A 26,691-nucleotide genomic window follows, 5' to 3' on the forward strand; every position below is an offset into this window, starting at 1 on the left:
CCCGTGGCGGCCGTCACGTCCGGCGGGTCAGTCCGCCAGGACCGGTGACCTCGGGGCCGACGACGCCGGGATCAGGTCGAGGTCCCACGCGGGGACCTCGCGGCGGCGCCAACCCTCGCGGAGGGCGTGCACCGCGTGGTCGTACTCGGCCAGCACGTCGAGGTGCGGGCGCACGAGCAGCTGGATCTGCAAGCCCTCGTAGAGCGCGAGGAGCTGCGTCGCAGCGCGGTCGGCGGGGACGACGAAGTCCTCCGCACCGCGGTCGAAGTCACGTTGGAGCCCGGCCGTCAGCGTGGCGACGTACTCCTCGTAGCGCTTCCGGAACAGTCCCGCGAAGGTCGTGTCCGCACCGGCGATGTTGATCACGCCCGCGAGGACCCGGACCAGGCCCGGGTCGGCGACATCCTCGGCGAGGGTCATCCGCACGTGGTCGATGGTGCACGTCGGCTTCCGGAGCCGGGTCGACCCGCGGAGGGTCGTCCAGTGGTCGTAGGTCACGAGCAGCAGGGCGTCCCACGTGGGGAACGCCCGCGCGACGGCGTCGAGCGGCAGGCCGGCGACGTCCGCGATCACGGCGGCGTCGACCTGGTTGAAGGGGTGCAGGCGGTACGCACGGATGGCGGCCCTGATGAGGCGCTCCGCGGTCGTCTGTTCGTCGACGATCGTGTCGTCAGTGAGGGTCTCCACGGGACCATCCCACCCCATCGGCGGGCGGGTGTCTCGACCCAGACCGGGGGCCGTCCAGCCGGTGTAGTCGCGCCCGTTCCGGTGCGTGCTGGCGCGTGCGAGGCGCCCTCGTGTGCACGAGGCGCCGCCGTCCTGCCGAGACGCCTCGCTCTTCGGCGGCGTCTCGCGCGGCGTGCGGCGTCTCGCGCGGCGCCTTGCCGCTCACGCGTCGGGGAGGGCGAGCTTCGAGCCGCGCGGCTCCGTGTTCCGCGCGGCGTTCGGGGGCGGGGGCGTGTACGGCGGGGTGGCCTCGACGCGGCGGCGGGTCAGTTCCGCACGACCGAGCCAGACGACGGCCGTGAACCAGGTCCCACCTTGCAGCAGCATGGACGCCGGCGCGAGGAGCAGCGCGATCACGGACTGCCATGCCAGGCCGCTGACGAGTGCTCCGATCCACACCGCCAACCAGCCGAGCGGCACCCACCGCAGCCGGTCGATGCTCCCGATCGCCGGTCCGATCGTCTCGGTGGCCCTCGCGATGACCTCGTCCCGGTCCTCGGGCAACAGCTCGGGCGGCCGGGCCGCGAACTGACGACCGATGCGCTCGGAACGCCGCCACCCGACCAGGCGGGGCCCGGACGGCACGGGGACACGGCCGGCGGACCGCGTGAACGCCGCCGAGAAACACCCGACGGCGCCGGCCCAGGCGACCGCCATCACCAGCGACGCAGCCAGGGTGCTCCCGGTCCACGGCGTCAGCAGGTCGGTGACGACGAGGACCGCGCCCGCGACGAACGCGACGGCCGCGCCGACGATCGTGCGACGACGGAGCCGGACCGGGTCCAGGAACTCCCGTCGATGTGCGCGGTACACGCGCCACCCGGTGCCGAAGGCGCCCTCGCTCATGCGCCCATCATGCTCGGCGGCGCTGAGGCATGCTCAGCCGACGGTGACCGGTGCCGCCGGGGGCTTCGTGCGCTGCTTCGCCCAGACGAAGAAGCCGGTCAGGGTGAAGACGCCGTAGAAGACGTACATCAGCCCGGACGCGTAGTACCCGGCGGAGAAGAGCAGCGGGACGCCGACCAGGTCGACGGCCACCCAGATGAGCCAGAACTCCACCCAACCCTTCGCCATCCCGTAGGTGGCGAGGAGCGAGCCGACGAAGATCCAGGCGTCGGACCAGACCGGCTCGTACGAGCCGAGCGCGCGGAAGATCGGCGTCAGCACCGCGGCGCCGCCCACCAGGGCGACGACGAGCAGGAGACGGGTCCGCCAGGAGGCCCAGCGCGGGTCGATCACGCTCGTCGCCTCCGCGGGACGGTGCGTCCACCGGTACCAGCCGTAGATGCTCACGATGACGAACATGACCTGGCGACCGGCCTGACCGAGCAGGTTGACCGGGTTCGGGGTGTCGAAGAGCGCCCCCATGAAGACCGTGAAGAGCAGGGCGTTCCCGATGATGCCGACCGGCCACGCCCAGACCTTCCGGCGCATGCCACCGAGCGCACTGAGCAGACCGAAGACGTTGCCGATCACCTCGCGCCAGAGCACCGTCTGGTCACCGATGACGATCTGCGCGTCGAACAGCCAGTGCACGATGCCCATGGGTCCCTCCTCGTTTCCGGTCGATGCAACCGTATGGGTCGGTCCGGCATTCCGCCGCACCCGCACTCGAATCGGGGTACAAACCATGTCCGCACTGTCGGGGACGAAAATCACCCCCGGACTGGGTCCATGCGAGTGCATGTTCCCTCTTGTCGGCACTTTGGGGGACCGGCTAGATTCGATACCGGAGCGGATCCAGCCCGCCCGAGTCGCTCAGAGCCTCGGAGCCCGGCGATCCACTCCCGGCACAGGTCAGCCGCGACCCCTCGAACCACTGGGTCGATGACAACGTCCCACCGGCACGACAACCCGAACCACCGTGCCCGTGGCCTTCAGCGCTCCCCCCTGCGCAGAAACGGACACCCCCATGCACAAGATCGTCACCGGTGCCATCGCCGGCGCCGCCGGCGTCGCCCTCCTCCTCGGCGGAGCGGGCACCTTCGCACTCTGGAACGCCAGCGCCTCGAGCGCCGCGTCCTCGATCAGCTCGGGCACCCTGACCCTGAGCGCCAACAACGACGGCGCTTGGACCGACATCACCAACGGCCGTTCCGCCGCGATCAACCCGACGACCGCGCTCATGGTCCCGGGCAACACGTACCAGTTCACGCAGACGCTGAACATCGGCGCGACCGGTCAGGACCTCAAGGCGAACCTGACCTACGCCAGCCAGAGCATCACCGGCGACGCCACACTCCTCGCGGCCACCACGAAGACCCTCGCGGTCACGTCGTCCAGCGCCTCCGTCGTGCAGTCGACGTCGAATGCGAACACCTTCGTGGTGTCGCCCTCGGCGTCCACCTCCACCGTCAAGGTCGTCTTCACGATCTCCCTGCCGAGCTCCGCGACGAACGGCCAGGGCGGCACGCTCAACGTCGGCGCCCTCGCCTTCACGCTGACGCAGACCGCGATCGCGTCCTGAGCCTCGGCGTGGTGGGTCCCTGATCCGCTCACCACGCCGAGTCCACCCACACGACCACGACGACCAGGGGAACGAGCATGACCGGGACAGCGACGAGGACGGGGCGCCACCGCGCACCCCGCCGCGCGCGCTGGGTCTGGCCGACGGTGCTCGCCCTGGTCGTCGCGGTCGTCGTCGCGCTGGTCGGCACCGGCGGCACGTACGCCCTCTGGAACGGCGCGGCGAGCACCACGGCGTCGACCGTGAAGTCCGGGACGGCCACCATTCGCGTCGGTGCGCTGACGGCGATGAACACCGCGGTCCTCGCACCCGGGACCGGCGTGACCGGGACCTTCACCGTCGCGAACACGGGCACCGTCCCGCTCTCGATGCGGGTCTCGACCACCGCGACGACCGTGGCGTACGCGACCAGCGCCTCCAGTGCGACCGTGCTGGGTGATGAGACCCTGAAGCTGTCCGTCGTCGCGACCGCCGCGGACTGCCGGGCCGGACTCTCCGGTGCCAGCGCCCGCGTGGCGACGTTCGACACGGGCAGCGGCTACTACACCCTCCCCGTCGGCGCCAGCGGGATCGGCTGCGTCGAGCTCGACCTGGACGCCGACGCCCCCCAGTCAGTCGCCGGCGCCGTCACCGACTTCACGCTCACCGTCACCGGGACGCAGGTGGCGTCGTGAGCCGCCGGTTCCGCGTGCTCCTCGCCGCACTCCTCACCGCGGTGTTCGTCGCCGGCGGTTCGAGCGCGGCGTGGGCGCTGTGGACTGCCACCGCCACGACGGCGTCCAGCGTCACGATCGGCAAGGTCTCCGCGTCGATCAGCGGCACGAGTGCGATCACGACGACGTTCTCGTCCACCGTGACCTCCGTGACGAAGCCGGTCACGTTCACCAACTCCGGGTCGATCGCCGGGACCACCTCGACCACGGTCTCCGTCGTGTCCGGCAGCTCGACCGCTCTGGCACAGGCGGTCACGGTCGTCGCGTGGCCGGTCGCATCGGCTGCGGCCTGCACCGATTCGACGGCCGTCGGCAGCGGTTCCGTCACGGGCACCTGGGCATCGCTCCCGAGCATGTCGTCGAAGCTCGCCGCCGGTGCCAGCGCCGTGTGGTGCACGCGCAGCACGCCGACCTCGTCCGCGCCGGCCTCCACCACCACGAACGTCAACGTCAACCTCACGCTCACCGCGGGCACGTGGACCTCGGGCGTCCTGCAGGGCGGCTTCTACCTCAACACGTCCGCCGCGGCGGCAGCGCTCACGTGCACCGACCACAGCGGGAACTACGTCGACGTCACGTGGCCGGCGTCGTCCCGTCCGACCGACACCTGGTACGCGGCGTTCGTCGGCACCACGATGGTCGGGCAGAAGGCGCAGGACTACTCCGCGCGGATCACCCTCGCGCCGCAGGACATCCCCAAGAGCGTCGCGTCGAGCGGCACCGTCACGGTGACCGTGAAGGTCATCGACAGCGCGGGCAACGCGACGACCACCGTCGCCGGCAGCGGCCCCGTGACGCTCTTCACCCAGAACGACGGGGCGGCGATCCGATGCGGCGCCTGACGTCATCCGCCGCCGCCCCGGCCCGGCGTACCGGCTGGCGTGCCGTCGTGCACGCGGTCGTCCTCGGCGCGAGCACGGGGCTCCTCCTGCTCGTCGCCGGCCTGGCGGTCGTGCTCATCGTCATCCCGAAGGCCTCGGGGTCGACGCCGTTGACCGTGCTCACGCAGTCGATGGAGCCGACGCTGCCCCCGGGCACGCTGATCGTCGTGCGCCCCACGCCGATCGCGGACATCCACGTCGGGGACGTCGTCACCTACCAGATCGTGTCCGGACAGCCGGCCGTGATCAGCCACCGGGTCGTCTCGATCGCGTCCTCGTCCGACGGCTCCCGCACGTTCGTCCTCAAGGGCGACAACAACGCCGCCCCCGATGCGCAGCCGGTGACGGCAGCGCAGGTCCGCGGCGTCGTCTGGTACAGCGTCCCCGAGGTCGGGTACGTCAACCAGCTCGTCAACGGCTCGCGGAGCTGGCTCATCCCCGCCGTGGCGGGCGTGTTGCTCGCGTACAGCGCGGTCACGGTGACGGTCGGTGTCGTCTCCTCGGTCCGGCGCCGGCGTGGGCGGGCCGGGGACCGTGACCGTGGCCGGGCCCGGGACCGGGACCGGGACCGACGTCGTGGCCGACGTCGTGGAGCGCACTCGGTCTAGGCTCGGGCGTCGTGACGGACGGTGTGACGCGGACCCGCGAGCTGCTCGACGACGCGGCACGACGGCTCCGGGCCGCCGGTGCCCCGGACGAGGCGCTCGGTGAGTACGTGCAGCCGAAGTCGGTGCTCGGCATCCACCGCGAACCGGCGATCCGGTCCCTCGGCCGCGTCTGGCGGGTCGGCGCGCTGCTCATCGGTTCCTCGATCGAGACCGGCGGGCGGGTGTGGGCGACGGGCACCATCACGCGGGTCACCGACCCGGGCCGCGCGCAGTTCCAGTCGGTGTCCGCCGAGACCCGACGGGCGTACCGGGCTGCCGCCGTCCGTGGACACTTCGACGCCGGGGACACCGTGAACCACGGCGCGACGCCGATCCCGCTCGACGACACGCTCGTCGACGGCGGCGGGGTGCTCCTCGTCCAGGACGACGTGCCGCTCGTCCGCTGGTCCCCCACTGCGGGTTCGACGGTGCCGCTCGCGGACTACCTGGTCGACCGGGTCGGCCTGCTCGTCGACCCGCCGGCGGGCGCGACCGACTGAGTGCCGGGCCTGCCGCCGACGGACCGTCGGCCGAGCGGCGGCGGCGAGCCGGGCCTCCCGTCCGCGCGTACGGTGAGGCCATGTCCCACAGCCGCTCCGTCGCGTCCACCGACTCGGTCGGCGCGATCGCGTCGTCCCGCAGCATCGCGTCCGTCGCGTCCTGGTGCGCCGTCGGCGCGCTGTTCAGCAGCGTCGCAGTGCTGAGCATCGGGTCGTTCGCGTCGGTGCTGTCCGTCGGGTCGTTCCTGTCGGTCGGCTCCGTCGGCTCGGCACTGTCGATCGGATCCGTCGGCCGGTTCGGCGCGGTCTTCGGCCGGCAGGTGCTCGGCCGCCGCTGAACGAGTGTCGGCTCAGTGGCCGTCCAGCGCGTGGCAGCCGCCGTCGAGCACGAAGCCGTCGGGCTCCGCGGTGACCGTGCCGTCCTCGTCGACGCCGCCGACCAGGCAGCCGTGCTGGTCGACCTGCGCCTCGAACCGGACGGCACCGGTCGTCGCGTCCACGACGAGCCACGGGTCGGGTGCGCCGGCGTCGGCGAGTGCCTGGCGTGCTGCCGCCTCGGTGACCGGACGGGGCGCATCCGCGAGCGCACGGCGGACCGTGCCCGCGGCGCTCTGGAGTGCCGGGCGGTCGACGTCACGGACCTCGGTGCGTTCATGGTGGCGCTTGTTCAGCGAGTACTGCGGCGGCCCGTCCCCGGCGCCGCCCGGTGTCGTGCCCGGCGTGGCGCCCGGTGTGCTGACCGGTGTGGCGCTGCCCGGCGTCTCGAGCGCGGCCGGGCCACCCTGGACCGCACACCCGGAGAGCGTCATCGCGGTCAGCGCGGCGAGCACCAGGCCCGCGCGTCTCGTTCGTTCCCCCATGTGGGCATCCTGACAGGGCAGCGCGTCACACGCCACCGATAGGGTCGGCACGTGGCCCAGATCAACGACGACTTCACCGACCGCTTCGACCTGCGCGAGTTCACCCCCGGCACCGATGCCGACGGGGCACCGGACGAGCGCACCGCCGCCTGGCTGGAAGCCGTCGCGATGGGCTTCCACGAGAGCACTGGCTCACCGGAGAACGCTGCGCGGATGGCGTCGTACTTCGTCGCCGACCAGGAGACCTTCCTCGGCGTGTACGTCCGGCAGCCCCTCCCCGGTTCCGTGGACGAGACCTGGCCCGCCGGCACGTTCACCTGGTTCCGCAAGCCGCTCAGCTGGGGCGACGGGTCCTCCGTCGACACGCAGGCCATTTCCGCGGTCACCGTCCGGCCGACCGAACGGCGCCGGGGCATCCTCCGCGCGATGATGACGCACGCGCTCACCCGCGGGGTCGAAGAGGGCTACGCGATGGCGTCCCTCACCGCGTCGGAGGGCACGATCTACCGCCGCTTCGGGTTCGGCAGCGCGATCCGCGAGCGCGCCGTCAGCGTCCGCCGGAACCGTGCGCTCCCGTTCCTCGCGCCGACGACGGGCACCGTGACCGTCGTGCCGCTCGCCTGGCTCGCCGACGGCGTCGGGAAGGACGTCTTCGCGCGGTTCCACGAGCGCACCCCGGGGTCGATGGTGCGGAACACCGGCACCTGGCCGGTGGTCTTCGGCGAGTTCACCGGCGACGGCGAGAAGGCCAAGGACGTCCGGGCCGCCGTGCACCGGGCCGACGGGTCCGACGTCGTCGACGGGTACGTCACGTGGCGGGTCAAGCAGGACGGGAAGGACACCGCCGTCGAGGTCGTCGACCTCGTCTACGCGACCGACGCCGCCTACCTCTCGCTCTGGGAGTTCCTGCTCTCGATCGACCTCAACGACGTCGTGAAGTACAACCGCTCGCGGCTCGACGACCCGATCGTGACGGCGCTCGGGGACAACCGGGCGTACGACGTCGACCACGAGGAGGACCACGTGTGGCTCCGGGTGCTCGACGTCCCGGCGACGCTGCGCTCGCGGCCGTACGCCGTCGACGGGTCGATCGTGCTCGAGGTGTCGGACTCGCTCGGGTTCGCCGCGGGGACGTACCGGCTCGACGTGGCGTCCGGCGTGGGGACGGTCACGCGGGTGTCCGACGCGCCGGACGTCTCGCTCGACGTGGCGGACCTCGGTACGCTGCTGCTCGGGTCGGTGTCCCCGGTGACGCTCGCGGCGGCGGGGCTGCTGCGTGCGGCGGACCCGGCGGTCGCGGTGCGCCTCCGCGCGATGCTCCTGCCGGCCCGGACCCCGCACGGCATCACGTACTTCTGAGGCGCGGGCGGCGGGCGGCTGCGCCGCCGCGGCCGCGGCGCAGCTGCGCCGCGCCTTTGCACAACAGAAAGCACCCCGAACCACGGATTCCCGTGGTTCGGGGTGTTTTCGGTTGTGCGGCGCCGATCGGCGCCGCGTTCGCCTACGCCCGGCGCCGCACCCGCGGGTCGACGAACGCGTAGACCACGTCGACGATGACGTTCGCCGTCACCACGAGGAACGCCGAGAACAGCGTGAACCCGACGACGACCTGCAGGTCGAGCGTGTGCACCGCGTCGATCAGCAGTGCCCCGAGGCCCTGCATCGAGAACACCTTCTCGGTGATGACCGCCCCGCCGAGCAGTGACCCGAGGTCGAGCCCGAACAGCGTCACCACGGGCAGGATCGCCGTCCGGAGGCCGTGCCGCACGACCACCTGGCGTTCGCGGATGCCCTTCGCGCGGGCGGTCCGGACGAAGTCCTGCGACATCGCCTCGAGCATCTCGCCGCGGGTCAGCCTGGCGTAGATCGCCGCGCTGATGAACGCGAGGACGCACCACGGCAGGATCAGGTGCGTCAGCCATCCGACGGGGTCCTCGGTGAACGGCACGTACCCGCTCGTCGGCAGGATCCCGAGGACGAACCCGAACAGCAGGATGCCGAGGAGCCCGACCAGGTAGGACGGTGCGGAGACGCCCGCGACGGCGATGCCCATCACGGTGCGGTCGAGCGCGGAACCACGGCGGAGTGCCGAGGCCGCTCCGCCGGCGACGCCGGCGACGAGCCACAGCACGGCCGCCCCGACCGCGATCGAGGCGGTGACGGGCAGGCGCGTGACGATGAGGGACGTCACGCTCTCGTGCAGCTGGAAGGAGTACCCGAAGCACGGTGCCGCGCACTGGATCGCGGAGACGCCGCTGCCGAAGCTCCGCCCGGTGAAGATGCCGCCGAGGTACGCCAGGAACTGCGCGATCCACGGCTTGTCGGTACCGAGGAACGCCTGCACCTCGCGCAACCGGTCGGGCGTGCAGGGCTTGTCACAGATCGCCCGCGCGGGGTTCGTCGGCAGCAGCATGAACAGGGCGTACGTCACCGCGGCGACGACGAGCAGCACGACGACGGCACCGAGCACGCGGACGAGCAGGAATCGGAGCGTGCTCACCGGGAGCCTCCTCGGGGGTCGAGCGCGTCGCGGAGGGCGTCGCCGAGGACGTTGAACGCCAGGGTGATCAGGAACAGCGCGGCGCCGGGGAAGACGAGGTACATCGGGTCGGTCTGCACCCAGCCGATCGCGTCGCCGATGCTCCGGCCCCAGGACGGCGTCGGCGGGGTGACGCCGACGGCCAGGAACGACAGGGCGGCCTCGGCCCCGATCATCGACGGGATCGAGATCGTCGCGTAGACGGTGATCGTCGCCGCCAGGTTCGGCAGCAGCTGCGTCCGGATCACGTGCCAGCGTCCGGCGCCGAGCGCGGTGGACGCGACGACGTAGTTCCGGGTGCGCAGCGACAGCGTCTGGCCGCGGATCACGCGCGCGACGGACGGCCAGCCGAAGAACCCGATGACCAGGACGACGAGCAGCGGCTTCGGGAACGACGTCGGCACGATCGCGGTGAGCGCGATCATGAAGACCAGCGACGGGAAGCCGAACATCACGTCCACCACGCGCGAGAGCACGCGGTCGTACCAGCCGCCGAAGAACCCGGTCGTGACGCCGACGAGCACGCCGATCACGATCGACATCGCGGTGGCCGCGAGCCCGATCCCGAGCGAGGTCCGCGCGCCGTACGTCACGATCGCGAACAGGTCGCGGCCGGTCAGCGGCTCGACCCCGAACCAGTGCGTCCCGCTCACCCCGCCGAGCGCACCCTTGGGCGCTCCGAACGAGTTGAGCGCGTTGATGTTGTACCCGTACGGGTCCTGTCCGCTGATCGCGGCGATCACCGGCGCGAACACGGCGACGACGAGGAAGACGACGATGACGATCGCCGAGACGACGGCCCAGCGGTCCTGGCGGACGCGCCGGACGACGGCGCGGAAGCCGGTCGAGCGCCCCGCCGACGCGGCGACGGGCCGGTCGACGACGTTCGCGGTCACGAGGCACCTCCGACGAGCTCGCGCCACGCATCCCGGCGTTCGGCCTGGCGGGCGGGGTCGGCCACGGGAGCGGCGGCGAGCAGCATGCGCGTGTAGTCCTCCTGCGGGTCGTCCAGCACGGCCTCGGTGACGCCCCGTTCGACGACCCGGCCGTCGTGCAGGACGACGACCTCGTCGGCGAGCTGGCGCACGACCGCGAGGTCGTGGCTGATGAGCAGCATGCCGAACCCGAACTCGTCCTGCAGCGCCGAGAGCAGGTCGAGCACGGCGGCCTGCACGGTCACGTCGAGCGCGGACGTCGGCTCGTCGGCGATGACGAGTGCGGGCCGCAGGGCCAGTGCCCGCGCGACGGCAACGCGCTGGCGCTGTCCGCCGGAGAGCTCGTGCGGGAAGCGTTCGGCCCAGGTCGGGTCGAGCTGCACGGCCTCGAGCAGGTCGCGGACCCGCACGCCGCGGTCGGCCGACGACGAGCCGTGCACGAGCAGCGGCTCCGCGATGCTCCACCCGATGGTCTGCCGCGGGTTGAGCGAGGACGCCGGGTCCTGGAACACGATGCCGACGCGGCTGCGGATCTCGCGCAGCCGTCGTCCGCGGGCGGTCCGGAGGTCGCTGCCGTCCACCTCGACCGCGCCGCCGACGACCGGCACCAGGCCGGCCAGCGCCCGCCCGATCGTGGACTTGCCGGAGCCGGACTCCCCCACGAGCCCGAGGGTCTCGCCGGCACGGAGCTCGAAGTCGATCCCGGAGACGGTGGGTGCACCCCGACGGTCGTAGCGGACGCTCACGTCGCGCAGACGGGCGACCACCGGACGGGAGGCTGGGCTGGCGTCCGCAACGGAGGCGCGGCCCTGCGGACCGGCCGCATCGAGAGCCGTCACCGACCCTGCGGACGCATGCCGAGCCTCCAGGCTGGGAACGGCTGCCAGCAGTGCGCGCGTGTACGCGGCCTGCGGCCCCGCGAACAGCGCGTCCACCGCACCGTGCTCGACGGGCTCGCCCCGACGCATCACCAGGACCTCGTCCGCGACGTCCGCGACCACGCCCATGTCGTGCGTGATGAGGAGGACTGCGAGGTCACGCTCACGGCAGAGCGTCCGCAACAGGTCGAGGATGCCGGCCTGCACGGTCACGTCGAGTGCCGTCGTCGGCTCGTCCGCGATCAGCGCGACCGGGTCACCGGCGAGCGCCATCGCGATCATCGCGCGCTGGAGCTGCCCACCGGAGAGCTCGTGCGGGTACGCCTTCCGGATCCGCGCCGGATCGGCGAGGCCGGCGGAACGCAACAGCTCGTCGATGCGAGCGGACACCCCGGCGCGGTCGAGCCCACGCGGGTGCGCCCGGACCGCCTCGGCGATCTGCGTGCCGATCGACAGGACCGGCGTGAACGAGTTCATCGGCTCCTGGAAGACCACGCCGATGCCCGCCCCGCGGACCGCTCGGAGTTCGTCCACCGATGCTCCGACGAGCTCGGCGCCGCGGAACCGCACACTGCCGGAAACCCGGGCCTGCGGCGGCAGCAGCCCGAGCACGCTCATGGCGCTGACGGACTTGCCCGAGCCGGATTCCCCCACCAGGGCGAGCACCCGACCGGGCGTCAGGTCGAAGGAGACGTCACGGACGACGGGCTCCGCGTCGCCGAACGCGACGCGGAGCCCCTCGACCTGCAGGATCGGATCCGTCACTTGCCGAGCGAGACCTTGAGGTAGTTCGGGTACGCCGGGAAGTCCGCGATCTGGAAGTCCTGCACGTTCGACCCGGCGAGGAACGACTGCTTCGCGTAGATCAGCGGGACGACCGGAGCGTCCTCCATGATCTTCTTGTCCGCCTGCGCCCAGAGCTTCTGCGCGGCGTCCTGGTCGACCGTTCCGGTGGCCTCGTCGATCAGCTTGTCGACGTCCGGGTTGCTGTACTGCGAGACGTTGTAGCCGCCGTCACCGACCTGCGACGAGGCGTAGAGCGGCTGGATGTTGGCGTTCGCGCTCGGGAAGTCCGGCTGCCAGCCGAACAGTGCGAGGTCGTAGTCGCTGCCGTTCGTCGCGTCCGTGTAGAACGAGTCGGAGTCCTCCGGCTTCAGTGTGACCGTGATGCCGGCGCGCTTCAGGCCGGACTGCAGCGCCTGGGACTCGGCGAGCGACGAGGGGTCGTTCGGCGTCAGGAGCGTCAGCTTCAGGTCGGTCGCGCCGGCCTGCTGCAGGAGCGACTTCGCCTTGGCGACGTCGCCGGTGGCCTTCGTCTCGTAGAGGTCGTAGTCCTGCCGCCCGGCGATGCCCGGCGTGATCAGCGTCGACGCGTAGGTGCCGGCGAGCGCACCGCCCGCGGCGATCCGGTACGACTTCTTGTCCACGGCGTACTGCAGGGCCTGGCGCACCTTGAGGTCCTTGAGCGACCCCTTCTGCGTGTTGATGGCCATGTACTGGATCGGGCCGGCCTTCGACGTGGCGAGGCGGTCCTGCGCGGACGGGTTCGAGCGCACCTGGTTCAACTCGGCCGCGCCGAGGTAGGTGGCGCCGAAGGAGTCCTTCGCATCGCCGTTGTCGGCGATGAGCGTCTGGGTCACCGTCGAGGGGTCCTGCGACTCCTTGAACACGACCTTCGACGGACCGGCGGTGCGGACCGAGTCGGTCTTCGCGCTCCACGACTTGTTCCGGACCAGGGTGATCTGCGAGCCCTGCTGGTTCGACTGCACCTGGTACGGGCCGCTCGCGACGGGCTTGGCGTCGTAGGCGCCGGTGTCCGTGCCGTCACCCTCGGGGACCGGGGCGAACGCGGGCATCGACACGAGCCACGGCCAGTCACCGTACGCCGCGTTCAGCTTGAAGACGATGGTCGAGTCGTCCGGGGTCTCGATGCTGTCGAGCGTCTTGCCGTCGAACGGGCCCTTGTAGGTGTCACCGCCGACCAGGAGCGACTTGTGGTAGCTCAGGCCACCGGTGAGGGTCGGCGCGAACGAGCGCTCGATGCCCCACTTGATGTCCTTCGTGGTGATCGCCGAGCCGTCCTGGAACTTCAGCCCCTTCTTGAGGTGGTAGGTCCAGGTCTTGCCGCCGTCGCTCGAGTCGCCGGTGTTCGTCGCGAGGTCCGGGACCACCTTGGCGGTCTTGCCGGGCTCGACGTCCCAGGCGGTCAGGCGGCGGAGCACCAGGCCGAGCGTCGTGATGTTGAGGTTCTGGCTGGTCGCCGGGTCGAGGTGCACCGCGGTGGCCGTCGTCAGGATGTTGAGCGTCCCGCCCTTGGACGTCGCGCTCGTGGCGTCGTCCGAGGCGCCGCCGCCCGAGCAGCCCGTCAGGACCAGGGCTGCTGCTGCGGCCACGGCCGCGGTGATGGTCAGGCGCTTCGGGCGTCTCATGACGGGGTGCTCCTCGTGGGGTTGGTGCTGCGGTGCTGTGCTGTGCTGTGCTGTGCTGTGCAGTGCAGTGCTGCCCGGTTCGGGTGCTCGGCCGTGCTGCTCTGGCGGCGTCCATCCTGGCACCGGGCCCGGACACCGGGCACACCGGCGGGACGCACGACGAAACAATCCAAGTCGTCTGTTACGGCTGGGCATTCCCGATCGGCACGCTGTGTTCCGGCGCGGCGCGTCGCGCGATGGCCGCAGTCCCCAGTGCCGCACCCAGGAACACCACCGCGAGCACCGCCCATCCGAGCGTCCCGAGGTCGATCGCGGTGAGCGTGACGACCGCCGGCGCCACCATCGCGCCCATCGCGTACCCGGTGCCGTACACGCCCTGGTAGGCCCCGACCCGGTCGGCCGGCGCCATCTCGAAACTGAGACTCCATCCGGCGGCACTCGACGTGATCTCCGCGAGCGAGTGCACCAGCGCAGCGACCACCAGCACTGCTGCGGCGACCGCCGCCGACGTCCAGTCGTCTCCTCGAACCCAGCCGGCGGCCGCCCAGAGCAGGCACGCCAGCGCCATCAGCCACCCGGCGTGCCGCATCGCCCGACCGGCGCCCGCGATCGTCCCGGTGCCGCGCGCCATCCGGACCTGCAGCGCGATGACCACCGCGGTGTTCACGAGGAGCAGCGGCGAGACGAGGACGTCCGGAGCGACGGTGTGCCCGACGACCCAGAGCGGGACGGCGACCTCGAACAGGCCGAACTGGATGCCGAACACCCCGGTCAGCGCCGTGACGCCGAGGAACCGGATGTCCCGGTACGGCGACCGCCCGCCGAGGTCCGGCCGGACGATCGAGCCCGTCTCGGTGCGCTCGGCCGGTGCGGCGTCCACCCGGACCGCCGGCAGCCCGAGCAGCAGGAACGCCGACGCGACGAAGAGCACGCCGGCTGCCACCATCGTCACCCGGTACGCCTCCCCCGTCCCGACCGCGAGCGGGATCGCTGCGAACGCCGTCCCCGCGGCGATCCCGATGTTCGTCACGGTCCGCATCGTCGCGCGGACCCGGACGCGCTCGCCACCCGGGAACGCCCGGCCGATCGCGGCCGACCGGACCGACGAACCGCCCTGCTGTGCAAGGGTCACGACGGACGCCGTGAGCACCAGCGTCGGCAGGTCGTGGACGAGCACGTACCCGACGAGCGCGAGGCCCTGGACGAGGTGCAGCCCGACGAGCATCCGGCGGGAGCTCCACCGGTCCGCGAGGTGCCCGAACCCGAGCGAGCTGATCACCCCGACCGCGCCGGCGACCGTCAGTCCGAGCCCCACCGCCACCGCGGGGATGCCGACGATCGTCGTGAGGTAGAGCGAGGTCAGCGTGAAGAACGCGCCACGTCCGACCGTGTCCACGAGCGTGACGGCCAACAGACGTCGGAGCGTGGCGTCCTGCTGGACGAGACGGCGGATCGGGACGGCGGTGGTGCTCATGGTCCATTTCTGCCCTGCCGCGTGGCCGGCCCCAATGGATGTAGCCTCGGGCTTCATGATCCGGTACCAGCTCGAGGCGTCGGACGTGTCGACGATCCGGTTCGGCATCTCGCCGCTCTCCGAACTCGGCCTCGGACTCCGGGCGTTCCGCGCGCCCGACCGCTACCCACTGCAACGTCGGTGGCTCGACGGCATCGCCGCCGTCCGCCCGCTCCTCGACGACGAGGTCCTGCTCGGGCTGGTCGACGAACGACGCTGGGTCGCCGACTTCGTGAACCCCCGGCCGGCGTCTCCCCTGACCTCGTTCGACGACGAGCTGGTCACGCTCGGCCGGATCTCCCGCACCCGACTGCACGCCGACCTCGAACGGGTGCACGGCACCGTGCCCGCCGTGTTCACCGGGCGGCACGAGGCGGTCGTCGAACGGCTCCAGCGCGCGCTCGCCACCGCGTGGGAGCTCTGCTTCGCCCCGTCCTGGCTCCGGATGCGCGCCGTCATGCAGTCCGACATCACCCACCGCGGCCGCCTCGCAGCGCACGAGGGCATCGGAGCCGTGCTCCGCGGACTGTCCGACGCCGTCCGGTTCGACGGCCGGCACCTCGACGTCCGCCTGTCGAGCCCGATCGCCCGCGACCGTCCGGTGCAGGGCGAGGGCGTCACCCTGGTGCCGTCGATGTTCGTCGTCCGGGCCTCCACGCCGATCGACGACGACCTCCCGCCGACGATCATGTACCCGGCACGCGGGCAGGGCGCGATGTGGTCGACCACGGGCCACCCCGACCAGGGCGCCGTGCGGGACCTGCTCGGCGGCACACGGTCGGCGCTGCTGCACGCGCTCGGCGAGCCGGCGTCCTCGACGGACCTCGCGATGCGGTTCGGCGTGTCGACGTCGGCGGTGAACCAGCACCTGCGCGTGCTCGAGCGCAGCGCCCTGCTCAACCGGACGCGGTACGGCCGAGCGGTCCTGTACTACCGGAGCGACATCGGCGACGCCCTCGTCCGCACCGGCTGACCAGTCCGCTCGCCCGCTGGTGACGGCAGCGGGAGCGGGCCGCGCGGGCGCCGGACGGGAGGCCCGGGTCGGCGCCGTCAGGACAGGACGCGGTCCAGGAAGGGGTTGCGGAAGCGGCCCTCCGGGTCCAGCTCCCGCGCCAGGGCCGCGAACGCCGCCAGGTGCGGGTACGCCTCGTGCAGGCGCGCCGGCGTGCCCGCCGACACCTTCCCCCAGTGCGGCCGCGGGTCGAAGGGCTCGAGCGCCTCCTCGATCCGCAGGACCGCGGCGGCGACGGCCGGGGCGTCCCGCCGGAAGGTGAAGTGGATCCCCACCGACTGCCGCTCCGACGACGGTGCGAGCCACGCGGTGTCCGGCGCGACGGTCCGGACCTCGGCCGCGATGAGCAGCGGCGCGAAGAGCCCGGCGAGCGGCCGCAGGGCGCGGAGCGCCGGCACCGCGAACTCCGCGGGGACCAGGTACTCCGCCTGGATCTCCGCGCCGGTGGACGGTGAGAACGTCGACCGGAAGTGCGGCAGCCGCTCGGACCACGGCCCGGGGACGCCGCCCTGTTCGGTGACGCTGGCGGCGTCGTTCTCGCCCGGGTGCACGGCCTCGGTGGCGCGGCGGGCGCCGAGGGCTTCGAGGTCGACCGACGGTGCGGGTTCGTCCACGCGGTGCTTCGTCCACACCTGGCGCGCGCCACGGTCGTCGAAGGACGTGAACATCGACACCGAGTACGCGTCCGACATCACGGCGTCGAAGTGCTCCTCGACGGCGTCCCACGGCAGGTCCAGGTGCACGGTGGTCGCGACCTGGAACGTCGGCACGATCGCGAGCTCCACCGCGGTGACGACCCCGAGCGCACCGAGTGCCACCCGGTGGGCGTCGAGCTGTCCCGCGGCGGAGTCCGACCCGACGGACGAGACGGCACCGGAGGCGCGGACCACGTCCAGCCCGACCACCGCCTGCGCCAGCGAGGGGTTCCGTGTGCCGGAGCCGTGTGTGCCCGTGGCGACGGCCCCGGCCGTGGATATGTGCGGCAGGGACGCGAGGTTCCCGAGTGCCCAGCCACGAGCCTCCAGACCGGCCGCGACCTGCGCGTGCGTCATGCCGGCGGCGACCCGCACCACGCGTCGGGCCGTGTCGATCTCGAGCACCGGGGGCATGTCGATGAGCGACACCTGGAGCGCGTCGGTGTCGGCGATCTCGTTGAACGAGTGCGTCGACCCGAGCGCCGTCAGGCGCGGCGTCGTGCGGACCAGCTCCTGCAGCTCGGACACGCTCGTCGGCCGCGCCAGTCCGGCCGCCCGGTAGGTGACGTTGCCGGCCCAGTTGGTGCGCTCCGCTGCGATCACGTCGCTCATCGTACGGACCCTCAGAACCCGCGGTCGAGACGGTGCCAGGTCTGCTGCAGCCGCACCTCGTCGCGGAACCCGCGGGACGTGGTGTGCTCGTCGATGACCAGGAACTCGGTGCCGACCATGGTCGCGAGGTCCTCGATCACCTGCAGCCCGACGGCCGTCGTCATCACGGTGTGGTGGGCGGCGCCGGCGGTGAGCCAGGCCTCGGCGGCGACGGGGAACGACGGGCGGGGCTCCCAGACGGCACGGCCGACCGGCAGCTTCGGCAGCGCCTCCGTCGGGGGCACGACGTCGACGACGTTCGCGGTGAGGCGGAAGCCGTCGCGGGTGTCGGAGAGCGCCACGACGACGGCCTCCCCGGCGTCGGCCGTGAAGACCAGCCGCACCGGGTCGTCCTTGCCGCCGATGCCGAGCGGGTGGATCTCCAGCGTCGGCCTGGTGCTGGTGAGCGTGGGCGACACCTCGAGCATGTGCGCGCCGAGGATCTTCTCCGCACCGGGCGTGAGGTCGTACGTGTAGTCCTCCATGAGCGACGCCCCACCGGGCAGGCCGGCGCCGGCGACGTTCATCGCGCGGACCAGGACCGCGGTCTTCCAGTCACCCTCGGCGCCGAAGCCGTAGCCGTCGGCCATCAGGCGCTGCACGGCGAGGCCGGGGAGCTGCCTGAGGTCGCCGAGGTCCTCGAAGTTCGTGGTGAACGCGGCGCTGTCGTTCTGCTCCAGCAGCGCGCGGAGGCCGACCTCGATCGCGGCGCCGTCGCGGAGGGCACCGTGCCGGTCGCCGCCGTCGCGACGCAGGGACGGGTCCACGTCGTAGTCGCGTTCGTACGTGGCGACGAGCTCGTCGACCTGCTCGTCGGTGGCCGCTGCCACGGCTGCCGCCAGCTCGTTCACCGCCCAGGTGTTCACCTGCACGCCGAGCTCGATCTCGGCCTCGGTCTTGTCACCCTCGGTGACGGCGACGTAGCGCATGTTGTCGCCGAAGCGCGTCAACTTGAGCGACCGGATCGCGGCGGCACCGGCGGCGGCGCGCGACCAGTTCGCCACGCGCTGCTGCACGCGCTCGTCGGACACGTGCCCGATGGCGGTGGCGTGCCGGACACCCATCCGCGCCAGGGCGTACCCGAACTCGCGGTCGCCGTGCGCGGCCTGGTTGAGGTTCATGAAGTCGAAGTCGATGTCCGCCCACGGCAGCGCGACGTTCGCCTGCGTGTGCAGGTGCAGCAGCGGCTTCGTCAGGGCGTTCAGGCCGCCGATCCACATCTTCGCGGGACTGAAGGTGTGCATCCAGGCGGTCACACCGATCACCTTGTCGTCCGCGCTGGCCTCGATGAGCGCGCGGCGGATGCCGTCGGCGTCCTTGAGCACGGGCTTCCAGACGAGCTTCACCGGCACGTGCTCGGCGAGTTCCGCGTGCACCGCGCGGCTCTGCTCCTCCACCTGACGCAGGGTCTCCTCGCCGTACAGGCCCTGGGACCCGGTCAGGAACCAGATCTCGTAGCTGTCCAGGGTCGCCTGGGGGTCGACGGGGTTGTCCTGCGTCATTGCATGGCTCCTTCGGGGTTCTGTCCGGCTGTGTCTTCTGACGGCCGTTGGCCGTACACGTTCTGGTAGCGATCGAAGAGTCGATCGATGTCTGCTTCGGCGATCGGGACGACCTCGCCGCCCTGCTTCGCGATGTGGACGGTGCGTGCCACGTCCTCGCACATCACGGCGGCCTTCACGGCGTCCTTCGCGTCCTTGCCGATCGTGAACACGCCGTGGTTCTGCATGAGGACCGCGCGGGAGCGGTGGCCGGTGAGCGTCTCGACGATGCCGCGGCCGATCGAGTCGTCACCGATGATCGCAAAGGGGCCGACCGGGATCGGGCCGCCGAACTCGTCCGCCATCGCGGTGATCACGCACGGGATCGGTTCGGCCCGGGCCGCCCAGGCGGTCGCGTACGTCGAGTGCGTGTGCACGACGCCGCCGACCTCGGGCATGTTCCGGTAGACGTGGGCGTGGGCCGCGGTGTCGGAGCTCGGGCCGTGGGCGTTGCCCCAGCCGTCCGCGGGGACGCCGTCGAGGGTGCAGACGACCTGGTTCTCCGGCGTGAGGTCCTCGCTCGCGACCCCGCTCGGCTTGATCACGAAGAGGTCCGTGCCGGGGACGCGCTCGGAGACGTTGCCACCGGTCCAGATCACGAGGCCGTAGCGGACGAGTTCGCCGTGCAGGCGCGCGACGCGTTCGCGGGTGGCGGCCACGGCCTCCTGGGTGGTGGGGTCCTGGTGGCCCGCGTCGGCGGGCTGGCTTGCGTCGGTCATCGGGTCGGCTCCTTCTCGGTCTGGAGGCTCGGTTCGGCTTCCGTCGTCGGCTCGCCGTCCGTGGGCGGTTGCGTCTGCTCGTCCTGCTGGGTCGGCCGGGTCGCGGCGACCGCCGCGGCCTGCATCGGGAGGCCGGCACGGAAGCGCTCGAGGTACGCGCGGAACCCGGCGACGTCGCGCTCGTCCGGCTCGGCCACGTGCACAGCGTCCCCGCCGAACACCCGCGTCGCGAGGTACTCGGTCAGGTCGGTGTCGCCGGCGTGCTCGAGGTACGCCGCGAGCACCGCGATCCCCCACGCCCCGCCCTCACCGGCGGTCTCCTCGAGGGCGACCGGGACGCGGAGTGCGGCGGCGAGCAGGCGCTGTGGGGTGCCCGGCGTGCGGAACAGGCCGCCGTGCGCGGTCATCCGGTCGACCCGGACGTCCTCGGTCGCCAGGACGTCCATGCCGATCGCGAGCGTCGCGAACGCGCCCTGGACCTCGGCGCGGACCAGGTTGCCGAGCGTGAAGTCGCTGCCGGCGCCGCGGACCAGGAGCGGGCGGCCGTCCTCGACGTGCGTGACCGGCTCACCGGCGAGGTAGTTGTACGACAGCAGGCCGCCGGCGTCCGGGTCGGCCCGCTCGGCTTCGGCGAGCAGGGTGGCGTACACGTGGTCGATCTCGATCGGCGTCCCGGCGGCCTCGGCGAACCTGCCGAACACCCGGGCCCACGCGGCGATCTCGCTCGCACCGTTGTTGCAGTGCACCATCGCCACGGCGTCCCCGGCGGGGGTCGTCACGACGTCGAGCTCCTCGTGCGGGGTCGCCATCGCGCGTTCGAGGACGACCATCGCGAAGATGCTCGTGCCGACGCTGACGTTGCCGGTGCGGGGAGCGACGGCGTTCGTCGCGACCATGCCGGTGCCCGCGTCGCCCTCGGGTGGGCAGAGCGGGACGCCGGGCTCCAGCGTGCCGGTCGGGTCGAGCCACGCGGCACCGTCGGGGGTCAGCGCGCCGGCGTCCTGGCCGGCGACGAGCACCTCGGGCAGGAGCGGGCGGACCGGCTGCCCGAGCAGTGCGTCCGCGGTGTGGAGCATCGCGGCGTCGTGGTCCCGGGTCGCCAGGTCGATGGGGAACGCCCCGGATGCGTCGCCGATCCCGAGGACGTTCCGCCCGGTCAGACGCCGGTGCACGTACCCGGCGAGCGTGGTGATGCCGGCGACCTCGGCGACGTGGGGCTCCTCGTCGAGGACCGCCTGGTACAGGTGCGCGATCGACCAGCGCAGGGGGACGTTGAAGCCGAACGCCTCGGAGAGCCGTTCGGCGGCGGGGCCGGTCGAGGTGTTGCGCCACGTGCGGAACGGGACGAGCAGCTCCCCGGCGGCGTCGAAGGCCAGGTACCCGTGCATCATCGCGGACACGCCGAGCGCCCGGAACGTCGTCGGACGGACGCCGTGCTGTGCTTCCGCGTCGGCCACGAGGTCGGCGTACGCGGCGCGGAGCCCGGTCTCGACGGCGTCGAGGGAGTACGTCCAGCGCCCGTCGACGAACTCGTTCTCCCACTCGTGCGAGCCGGAGGCGACGGGCACCAGGTCCTCGTCCACCAGGACGGCCTTGATGCGGGTCGACCCGAGCTCGATCCCGAGGGTCGTCCGGCCCTCCGCGATCCCCTGTCGGCGGTCCACGCCCATGCTGTCCTCCCGAGACTCCGTCGTCCGTGCACCCGGCGTCGGGTGAGCGCTCACATCCTGCCACGTGAGCGCTCACTCTCGCAATGCCGCCCCGCCGCGCTTCCGCGCCCCGCGCTCCCGCGCTCCCGCGCTCCCGCGCTCCCGCGCTCCCGCGCTCCCGCGCTCCCGCGCTCCCGCGCTCCCGCGCTCCCGCGCTCCCGCGCCCCCGCGCCCCGCGCTCCCGCGCTCCCGCGCTCCCGCGCTCCCGCGCCCCGCGCCCCGCGCCCCGCGCTCCCGTGCTCCCGTGCTCCCGCGCCCCGCGCTCCGCGCTCCCGCGCCCCGCGCTCCCGCGCTCCCGCGCCCCGCGCCCCGCGCTTCGCGCTCCCGTCCCGTCCCGTCCCGTCCCGTCCCGTCGAGGTCGCACTTCGTGTCGCGTCCCCGCGACGCATGCGACACGAAGTGCGATCTCACCGGCCGAGAGGCGCGCGCGTGCCCGCGGCGGCGGCCCGACGCACTCCATGCTCCGAACGTCCCCACACACCCACCTCCACACCCCCACACCCCGCACCCCGGCACCCCGGAACGCCCCCGAACCCCGTCGAGATCGCACTTCGTGTCGCGTCCCCGCGACGCATGCGACACGAAGTGCGATCTCACCGGGGGGGGGGGGGGGTGCCACGCCGCGAGGGCGCGGCGCGGCGCCGCGCGGCGCGGCGCGGCGCGGCGCGGCGCGGCGCCGCGCGGCGCGGCGCGGCGCCGCGCGGCGCGGCGCGGCGCGGCGCGGCGCGGCGCGGCGCGGCGCGGCGCGGGGCGCGTCAGGCGCCGACGGTGCTCTCGCGGATGACGAGGGACGGGGTCACGACGGCGGACTCGGCGGGCGAGCCGTCGATGCGGTCGAGCAGCGCCCGGCCCGCGACCCGCCCGAGCTCCTCGAGCCGCAGGTCCACCGTGGTCAGCGGCGGCCGGCTCGCGAGCGCCATCACGGCCCAGTCGTCGAACCCGGTGACGGCGACGTCCTCGGGCACCGAGCGGCCGGCCTCCCGCAGCCGGTCGCACACGCCCCGCGCGATCTGGTCCGACCCGCACACGATCGCGTCGATCGGCTCGTCGCCGCGCAGCAGGACGTCGGCGGCCTGACGCCCCCAGCGCTCCGACCACTCGCCGTACATCGGCGGCACCACGAGCCGCGACCCCAGGACCGCGGACGCTCCCGTCACACGGCCGGACGCGGAGTGGTGCCGTGCGGGCCCGGTCACGATCGCGACCCGCTGCCGCCCGAGCGTCACGAGGTGCGACGCGACGAGCCCCGCCCCGTGCTCGTCGTCGACGGTGATCGACACGTCGGCGGGGTCGGTCGAGGGCGTGAACGCGTAGACGACGGGGATCGCGACGTCGATCGGGGGCCGGGCATCGGCGGAGCGCCCGGTGACGATGATGCCGTCGACCCCGCGGGCGACGAGCGAGCGGAGGTAGTGGGCTTCGCGGACGTGGTCGTCCCGGGTGTCGCAGAGGAGCACCGCCATCTGCCCCGCGGAGAGCACGTCCTCGGCGCCGAGCAGCACCGGGATCGAGAACCGTCCGAACGAGTCGGTGGTGATCATGCCGACCGTGTAGGTCCGGCCCGAGGAGAGCGCGCGGGCCCGGGCGTCCCCGACGAACCCGAGCTTCTCGGCGGCTTCCTTGACCCGCATCCGCGTCGCGTCCCGGAGCTGCCCGGTGCCGTTCAGCGCCTTCGACGCGGTGCCGATCGACACCCCGGCGAGCGCTGCCACGTCGGTGATCCGAACGGGTCGTTCCAGGGTCACGGCAATCCCCTTTCCGGATCGTCGGCGAGAGCACGATCATACGATCATCTCAGGAACCGCCCCTTGCGCACCGCCGGGACCTGTCGTAGCGTCACGCCCCAGAAACCGTTTTCCGTTTGACGCGACCAGCACCGTAGCGACCAGCGGCCTCGTCAACGACGACACCAGGAGCCGACATGACCACCACGCTCGCGACCGAGCACCGGGCACGCACCGCGACCCCGGTCCTCCCGACCGCGGACGCGCACCTCGCGTTCCGCCCGCTCCCCGAGGGGACGGCCCGGATCACCGGCGGCTTCTGGCACCTCCGCCAGGAGCGCAACGGCCGCGACGCGATCCGCGACGGCTACCGCCAGCTCGAGACCGCTGGGAACTTCCGGAACCTCCGCATCGCTGCGGGGACCGAGGAGGGCGAGGTCGTCGGGCCGATCTTCATGGACTCGGACGTCTACAAGTGGCTCGAGGCGGTCGCCTGGGAGCTCGGACGCGAACCGGCCGACGACCTCCGTGCCCTCCAGCGCGAGGTCACCGAGCTCGTCGCGGCAGCGCAGGCCGACGACGGCTACATCGACTCCGTGCAGCAGGTCCGAGGGGTCGGGACGCGGTACTCGGACCTCAAGTGGAGCCACGAGATGTACTGCGCCGGGCACCTCATGCAGGCGGCGGTGGCGCAGTCCCGGGCGACGGGCGACACGGCGCTGCTCGACGTCGCCGTGAAGAACGCCGACCACCTGGTCAGGACGTTCGGCGACGGCGACGACAAGACCCGTGACATCGACGGCCACCCGGTCGTCGAGATGGGCCTCGTCGAGCTGTACCGGGAAACAGGGACCCGCGCCTACCTCGACCTGGCGCACTGGTTCGTCGACGCCCGCGGCACCGGCATCATCGAGCGCGCGGGCGGCGAGCCGACGTACTTCTCGGACCGGGTCCCGAGCCGGCAGGCCACGACCGTCGAGGGCCACGCCGTCCGCGCCGTGTACCTGGCTGCGGGCGCGGTGGACGTCGCGATCGAGACCGGCGACACCGAGCTCCTCGCCGCGAGCGAGCGGCAGTTCGCCGACATGATGGCGACGAAGGCGTTCATCACCGGCGGCCTCGGTGCGCGCTGGGACTGGGAGGCGTTCGGCGACCCGTACGAGCTCCCGACGGACCGCGGCTACGCCGAGACCTGCGCCGCGATCGGTGGTGTGCAGTGGGCGTGGCGCCTGCTGCTGGCCACCGGGAAGCCGGAGTACGCGGACGCCGTCGAGCGTCTGCTGTACAACGCGTTCCTGCCCGGAGTCAGCCTCGCGGGCACCGAGTACTTCTACGTCAACCCGCTCCAGCACCGCGACCACGCGCACGCCGACGAGAACCGCTCCCCCGCCCACGGGCGCCGCGGCTGGTTCGACTGCGCGTGCTGCCCGCCGAACATCATGCGGACCTTCGCGAGCCTCGACGGCTACCTCGCCACGGCAACCGAGGGCGGCCTGCAGCTCCACCAGTACGCGACCGCCGACCTCGGTCCGGTGTCCGTGGAGACCGGCTACCCGCACGACGGCCACGTCCGGATCACGCTCACCCAGGACGGCCCGCTCGCGCTGGGCATCCGGGTCCCGGCATGGTCGGACACGACGACGATCACGCTCGACGGCGACACGCAGCACCCGGGTGCCGGCGCCCTGCACACGATCGACCGCGAGTGGCACGTCGGCGACACCGTCGAGGTCGTCTTCGACACCACCCCGCACCGCTTCGTCGCCGATGCCCGCATCGACGCCGCCCGTGGGCAGGTCGCCATCGAGCGTGGTCCGCTCGTGTACGCGGTGGAGCAGCCCGACCAGGACGGCTTCACGGTCGACGACCTGACGATCGACGCGGACGCGCCGATCACCGAGGAGTCCCGCGACGACCTGCTCGACGGGATCGTCACGCTGCGGGTCCCGGCACACGCGCCGGCGGACCACGCGCAGCCGGCCTGGCCGTACCGCCGTCTGGACACGACCCGGTCGGGAGGCGCGGCTGCGGCCCGCACCGCGACCAGCGTCGACGACGCGACGACCGGCGGCGGGGCCGACCCCGGCCTCCCGTCCGACACGAACGGAACGGGCGGAACCACCGGAACCACCGATGGGTCCGTGACGGCCGTCGCGATCCCGTACTACGCCTGGGCCAACCGCGGCGCCGTCCCGATGCGGGTGTGGCTCCCGCTGAGCGCGGACTGACACCGTGGACCGCAGAGCGTTCCTCGTCGGCGGTCTCGCCGGCGGCGCGGCCCTCGCCCTGGCAGGGTGCTCCGGCACCCTGCCCAAGGTGGACGCGCAGGTGGCGGGCTTCGGCACCACGGCGACCGGCACCGTGCACGTCTGGTGCCGGTCGGCCACCCAGGCCGGCCTGACCAGCGCGGTCGCCGGCTTCAACAAGAGCCACCCGCACCTGCAGGTCGAGCTGACCCCGGTGCCGGACGGCCAGTACGTGACGAAGCTCGCGACCGCGATCCGTGGTGGTGAGCCGCCGGACGTGGTAGACCTCGACGACATCAACTCGCAGCTGTTCATCTTCCGCGAGGCGTTCGCCGACCTGACCGACGTCGTGAAGGGCCTGGACTACTACGACGAGCTCTCCACCGGGCACCTGCGCCTGCTCGAGTACCGGGACCGGCTGTACGGGCTGCCGTACCTGGCCGACAACTCGCAGCTGTTCGTGAACACCGAACTGTTCGAGCGGGCGGGGCTCGACGTCGACGACTCGACGAAGGACCTGGACTCCCTGCTCGTGGCCGCGAAGGCCCTGCGGAAGCTCGGCGACGACGTGTACGGGTGGACGATCTCCGGCAACGCGGCCGGCATCATCGGGTTCGTCACGCAGCCGCACGTCTGGGCCACCGGAGTCGACATGATGTCCGGCGAGGTGGGCAAGCAGCAGGCGAACATCACCGGCAACGACGCCCTGCAGCAGATGCTCGAGTTCTACCGGCAGCTCTGGAAGGACGGCGTGCTCAGCCGTGCGACGTACTCGGACGCCGGGACCACGTGGGGTGCGGACTTCCGCGCCGGGAAGGTCGGGATCATGCCGACCTCGTACGGGGCGGCGGTGCCGGCGGCGACGAAGGCGATGCGCGCGAAGATGCGGACGGTGCTCATCCCGAGCGCCGACGGTCGGCGGTCGTTCTTCGACGGCGGCGACAACATGTGCATCCCGAACGGGGCCGCGAACCCCTCGGGTGGCTGGGCGTTCATGCAGTACGCGAACTCGCTCGAGCAGCAGCAGCTCCTGCCGAACGGCGGCTACTTCCCGACCAGGGCCGACGCCGCGACGCCCGCGTACCGGAAGCAGTTCCCGCTGGCGTTCGGGCCGCTCGACGCCATCGACAAGGGTTACGCGCCGCAGACCCTGGCGTACAACCTGCTCGTGAACCAGCCCTCCTCGCCGTACTTCGCGATGTTCCGCGAGGCCGTGTTCGGCGCCGGCGTCTCCAGTGCGATGCGGACCGCCCAGTCCGACTACCAGCGCATCCTCGACCAGGTCCAGGCCTGATCGCGTCCGGCT

The 26,691-nt window shown here is 72.4% G+C and carries 24 protein-coding genes; 10 read left to right on the plus strand and 14 right to left on the minus strand.

All coding sequences use genetic code 11. From position 1 onward, the window contains the following. Positions 1-27: 27 nt before the first annotated feature. From EDF55_RS14555 to pnuC, 3 genes are all read right to left on the minus strand, one after another. Complete coding sequence (locus EDF55_RS14555) at positions 28-687, minus strand: hypothetical protein (protein WP_123655672.1); 660 nt, start codon at positions 685-687, stop codon at positions 28-30. 201 nt (positions 688-888) lie between these two features. Then, positions 889-1,572, minus strand: a complete 684-nt coding sequence (locus EDF55_RS14560) for a hypothetical protein (protein ID WP_123655673.1) — start codon at positions 1,570-1,572, stop codon at positions 889-891. A gap of 33 nt (positions 1,573-1,605) precedes the next feature. Next, positions 1,606-2,271 carry a nicotinamide riboside transporter PnuC gene (pnuC, locus tag EDF55_RS14565; RefSeq protein ID WP_123655674.1) on the minus strand — a complete coding sequence of 222 codons (666 nt, stop codon included), beginning with the start codon at positions 2,269-2,271 and terminating at the stop codon, positions 1,606-1,608. 367 nt (positions 2,272-2,638) lie between these two features. On the opposite strand from pnuC, the gene EDF55_RS14570 reads away from it, so the two are divergent. The 6 genes from EDF55_RS14570 (at position 2,639) to EDF55_RS14595 (ending at position 6,272) form a co-directional block, all read left to right on the plus strand. Beyond that, positions 2,639-3,193, plus strand: coding sequence for an alternate-type signal peptide domain-containing protein (locus EDF55_RS14570; RefSeq protein ID WP_123655675.1), 555 nt, complete (start codon positions 2,639-2,641; stop codon positions 3,191-3,193). A 77-nt stretch (positions 3,194-3,270) separates the two neighbouring features. Further along, positions 3,271-3,867, plus strand: a complete 597-nt coding sequence (locus EDF55_RS14575) for a TasA family protein (protein WP_123655676.1) — start codon at positions 3,271-3,273, stop codon at positions 3,865-3,867. Beyond that, a complete protein-coding gene (locus EDF55_RS14580) occupies positions 3,864-4,748 on the plus strand; it encodes a hypothetical protein (protein WP_123655677.1) in 885 nt (294 codons plus the stop codon). The genes EDF55_RS14575 and EDF55_RS14580 overlap by 4 nt, the downstream gene beginning before the upstream one ends. A 47-nt stretch (positions 4,749-4,795) precedes the next feature. Next, a complete protein-coding gene (locus EDF55_RS14585) occupies positions 4,796-5,395 on the plus strand; it encodes a signal peptidase I (protein ID WP_260236068.1) in 600 nt (199 codons plus the stop codon). Between the two features lie 11 nt (positions 5,396-5,406). Then, a complete protein-coding gene (locus EDF55_RS14590) occupies positions 5,407-5,934 on the plus strand; it encodes a hypothetical protein (RefSeq protein WP_123655679.1) in 528 nt (175 codons plus the stop codon). Between the two features lie 80 nt (positions 5,935-6,014). Then, a complete protein-coding gene (locus tag EDF55_RS14595; RefSeq protein ID WP_123655680.1) occupies positions 6,015-6,272 on the plus strand; it encodes a hypothetical protein in 258 nt (85 codons plus the stop codon). Between the two features lie 12 nt (positions 6,273-6,284). Here the strand turns inward: EDF55_RS14595 and EDF55_RS14600 are convergent, their stop codons facing one another. Continuing rightward, complete coding sequence (locus tag EDF55_RS14600) at positions 6,285-6,794, minus strand: hypothetical protein (protein WP_123655681.1); 510 nt, start codon at positions 6,792-6,794, stop codon at positions 6,285-6,287. 51 nt (positions 6,795-6,845) lie between these two features. On the opposite strand from EDF55_RS14600, the gene EDF55_RS14605 reads away from it, so the two are divergent. Further along, a complete protein-coding gene (locus tag EDF55_RS14605) occupies positions 6,846-8,153 on the plus strand; it encodes a GNAT family N-acetyltransferase (protein WP_123655682.1) in 1,308 nt (435 codons plus the stop codon). A 142-nt stretch (positions 8,154-8,295) separates the two neighbouring features. On the opposite strand, the gene EDF55_RS14610 is transcribed toward EDF55_RS14605, so the two are convergent. From EDF55_RS14610 to EDF55_RS14630, 5 genes are all read right to left on the minus strand, one after another. Next, positions 8,296-9,294: an ABC transporter permease gene (locus tag EDF55_RS14610; RefSeq protein WP_123655683.1), complete on the minus strand. Its 999-nt coding sequence runs from the start codon at positions 9,292-9,294 to the stop codon at positions 8,296-8,298. Next, positions 9,291-10,229: an ABC transporter permease gene (locus EDF55_RS14615; protein WP_123655684.1), complete on the minus strand. Its 939-nt coding sequence runs from the start codon at positions 10,227-10,229 to the stop codon at positions 9,291-9,293. The genes EDF55_RS14610 and EDF55_RS14615 overlap by 4 nt, the downstream gene beginning before the upstream one ends. Further along, complete coding sequence (locus tag EDF55_RS14620; RefSeq protein ID WP_123655685.1) at positions 10,226-11,911, minus strand: dipeptide ABC transporter ATP-binding protein; 1,686 nt, start codon at positions 11,909-11,911, stop codon at positions 10,226-10,228. The genes EDF55_RS14615 and EDF55_RS14620 overlap by 4 nt, the downstream gene beginning before the upstream one ends. Continuing rightward, positions 11,908-13,575, minus strand: coding sequence for an ABC transporter substrate-binding protein (locus tag EDF55_RS14625; protein WP_123655686.1), 1,668 nt, complete (start codon positions 13,573-13,575; stop codon positions 11,908-11,910). Before EDF55_RS14625 ends, EDF55_RS14620 begins: the two co-directional genes overlap by 4 nt. Before the next feature lie 181 nt (positions 13,576-13,756). Continuing rightward, positions 13,757-15,049, minus strand: a complete 1,293-nt coding sequence (locus EDF55_RS14630) for an MFS transporter (RefSeq protein ID WP_185017422.1) — start codon at positions 15,047-15,049, stop codon at positions 13,757-13,759. Positions 15,050-15,104: 55 nt separating this feature from the next. Between EDF55_RS14630 and EDF55_RS14635 the strand changes: the two genes are divergently transcribed. Beyond that, a complete protein-coding gene (locus EDF55_RS14635; RefSeq protein ID WP_123655688.1) occupies positions 15,105-16,061 on the plus strand; it encodes a DUF5937 family protein in 957 nt (318 codons plus the stop codon). 77 nt (positions 16,062-16,138) lie between these two features. Here the strand turns inward: EDF55_RS14635 and EDF55_RS14640 are convergent, their stop codons facing one another. The 5 genes from EDF55_RS14640 to EDF55_RS14660 all read right to left on the minus strand — a co-directional run bounded on the left by EDF55_RS14640 (position 16,139) and on the right by EDF55_RS14660 (position 23,160). After that, positions 16,139-17,407 (minus strand): D-arabinono-1,4-lactone oxidase, encoded by a 1,269-nt coding sequence (locus EDF55_RS14640; RefSeq protein ID WP_123655689.1) that lies wholly within the window; start codon positions 17,405-17,407, stop codon positions 16,139-16,141. Positions 17,408-17,418: 11 nt separating this feature from the next. Then, entirely contained in the window at positions 17,419-18,948 is a 1,530-nt protein-coding gene (araA, locus tag EDF55_RS14645) for an L-arabinose isomerase (RefSeq protein ID WP_123655690.1), read from the minus strand. Continuing rightward, positions 18,945-19,706, minus strand: coding sequence for an L-ribulose-5-phosphate 4-epimerase (locus EDF55_RS14650; protein ID WP_185017424.1), 762 nt, complete (start codon positions 19,704-19,706; stop codon positions 18,945-18,947). The genes araA and EDF55_RS14650 overlap by 4 nt, the downstream gene beginning before the upstream one ends. Beyond that, positions 19,703-21,376 carry a xylulokinase gene (locus EDF55_RS14655; protein ID WP_123655691.1) on the minus strand — a complete coding sequence of 558 codons (1,674 nt, stop codon included), beginning with the start codon at positions 21,374-21,376 and terminating at the stop codon, positions 19,703-19,705. Before EDF55_RS14655 ends, EDF55_RS14650 begins: the two co-directional genes overlap by 4 nt. Before the next feature lie 794 nt (positions 21,377-22,170). After that, positions 22,171-23,160: a LacI family DNA-binding transcriptional regulator gene (locus EDF55_RS14660; protein ID WP_123655692.1), complete on the minus strand. Its 990-nt coding sequence runs from the start codon at positions 23,158-23,160 to the stop codon at positions 22,171-22,173. A 176-nt stretch (positions 23,161-23,336) separates the two neighbouring features. On the opposite strand from EDF55_RS14660, the gene EDF55_RS14665 reads away from it, so the two are divergent. Both EDF55_RS14665 and EDF55_RS14670 read left to right on the plus strand, forming a co-directional pair. Continuing rightward, a complete protein-coding gene (locus EDF55_RS14665; RefSeq protein WP_123655693.1) occupies positions 23,337-25,367 on the plus strand; it encodes a glycoside hydrolase family 127 protein in 2,031 nt (676 codons plus the stop codon). A 4-nt stretch (positions 25,368-25,371) separates the two neighbouring features. Further along, positions 25,372-26,679, plus strand: a complete 1,308-nt coding sequence (locus EDF55_RS14670; protein ID WP_123655694.1) for a sugar ABC transporter substrate-binding protein — start codon at positions 25,372-25,374, stop codon at positions 26,677-26,679. Positions 26,680-26,691 lie beyond the last annotated feature (12 nt).

Source organism: Curtobacterium sp. ZW137 (genome assembly GCF_003762905.1).
GTDB lineage: Bacteria > Actinomycetota > Actinomycetes > Actinomycetales > Microbacteriaceae > Curtobacterium.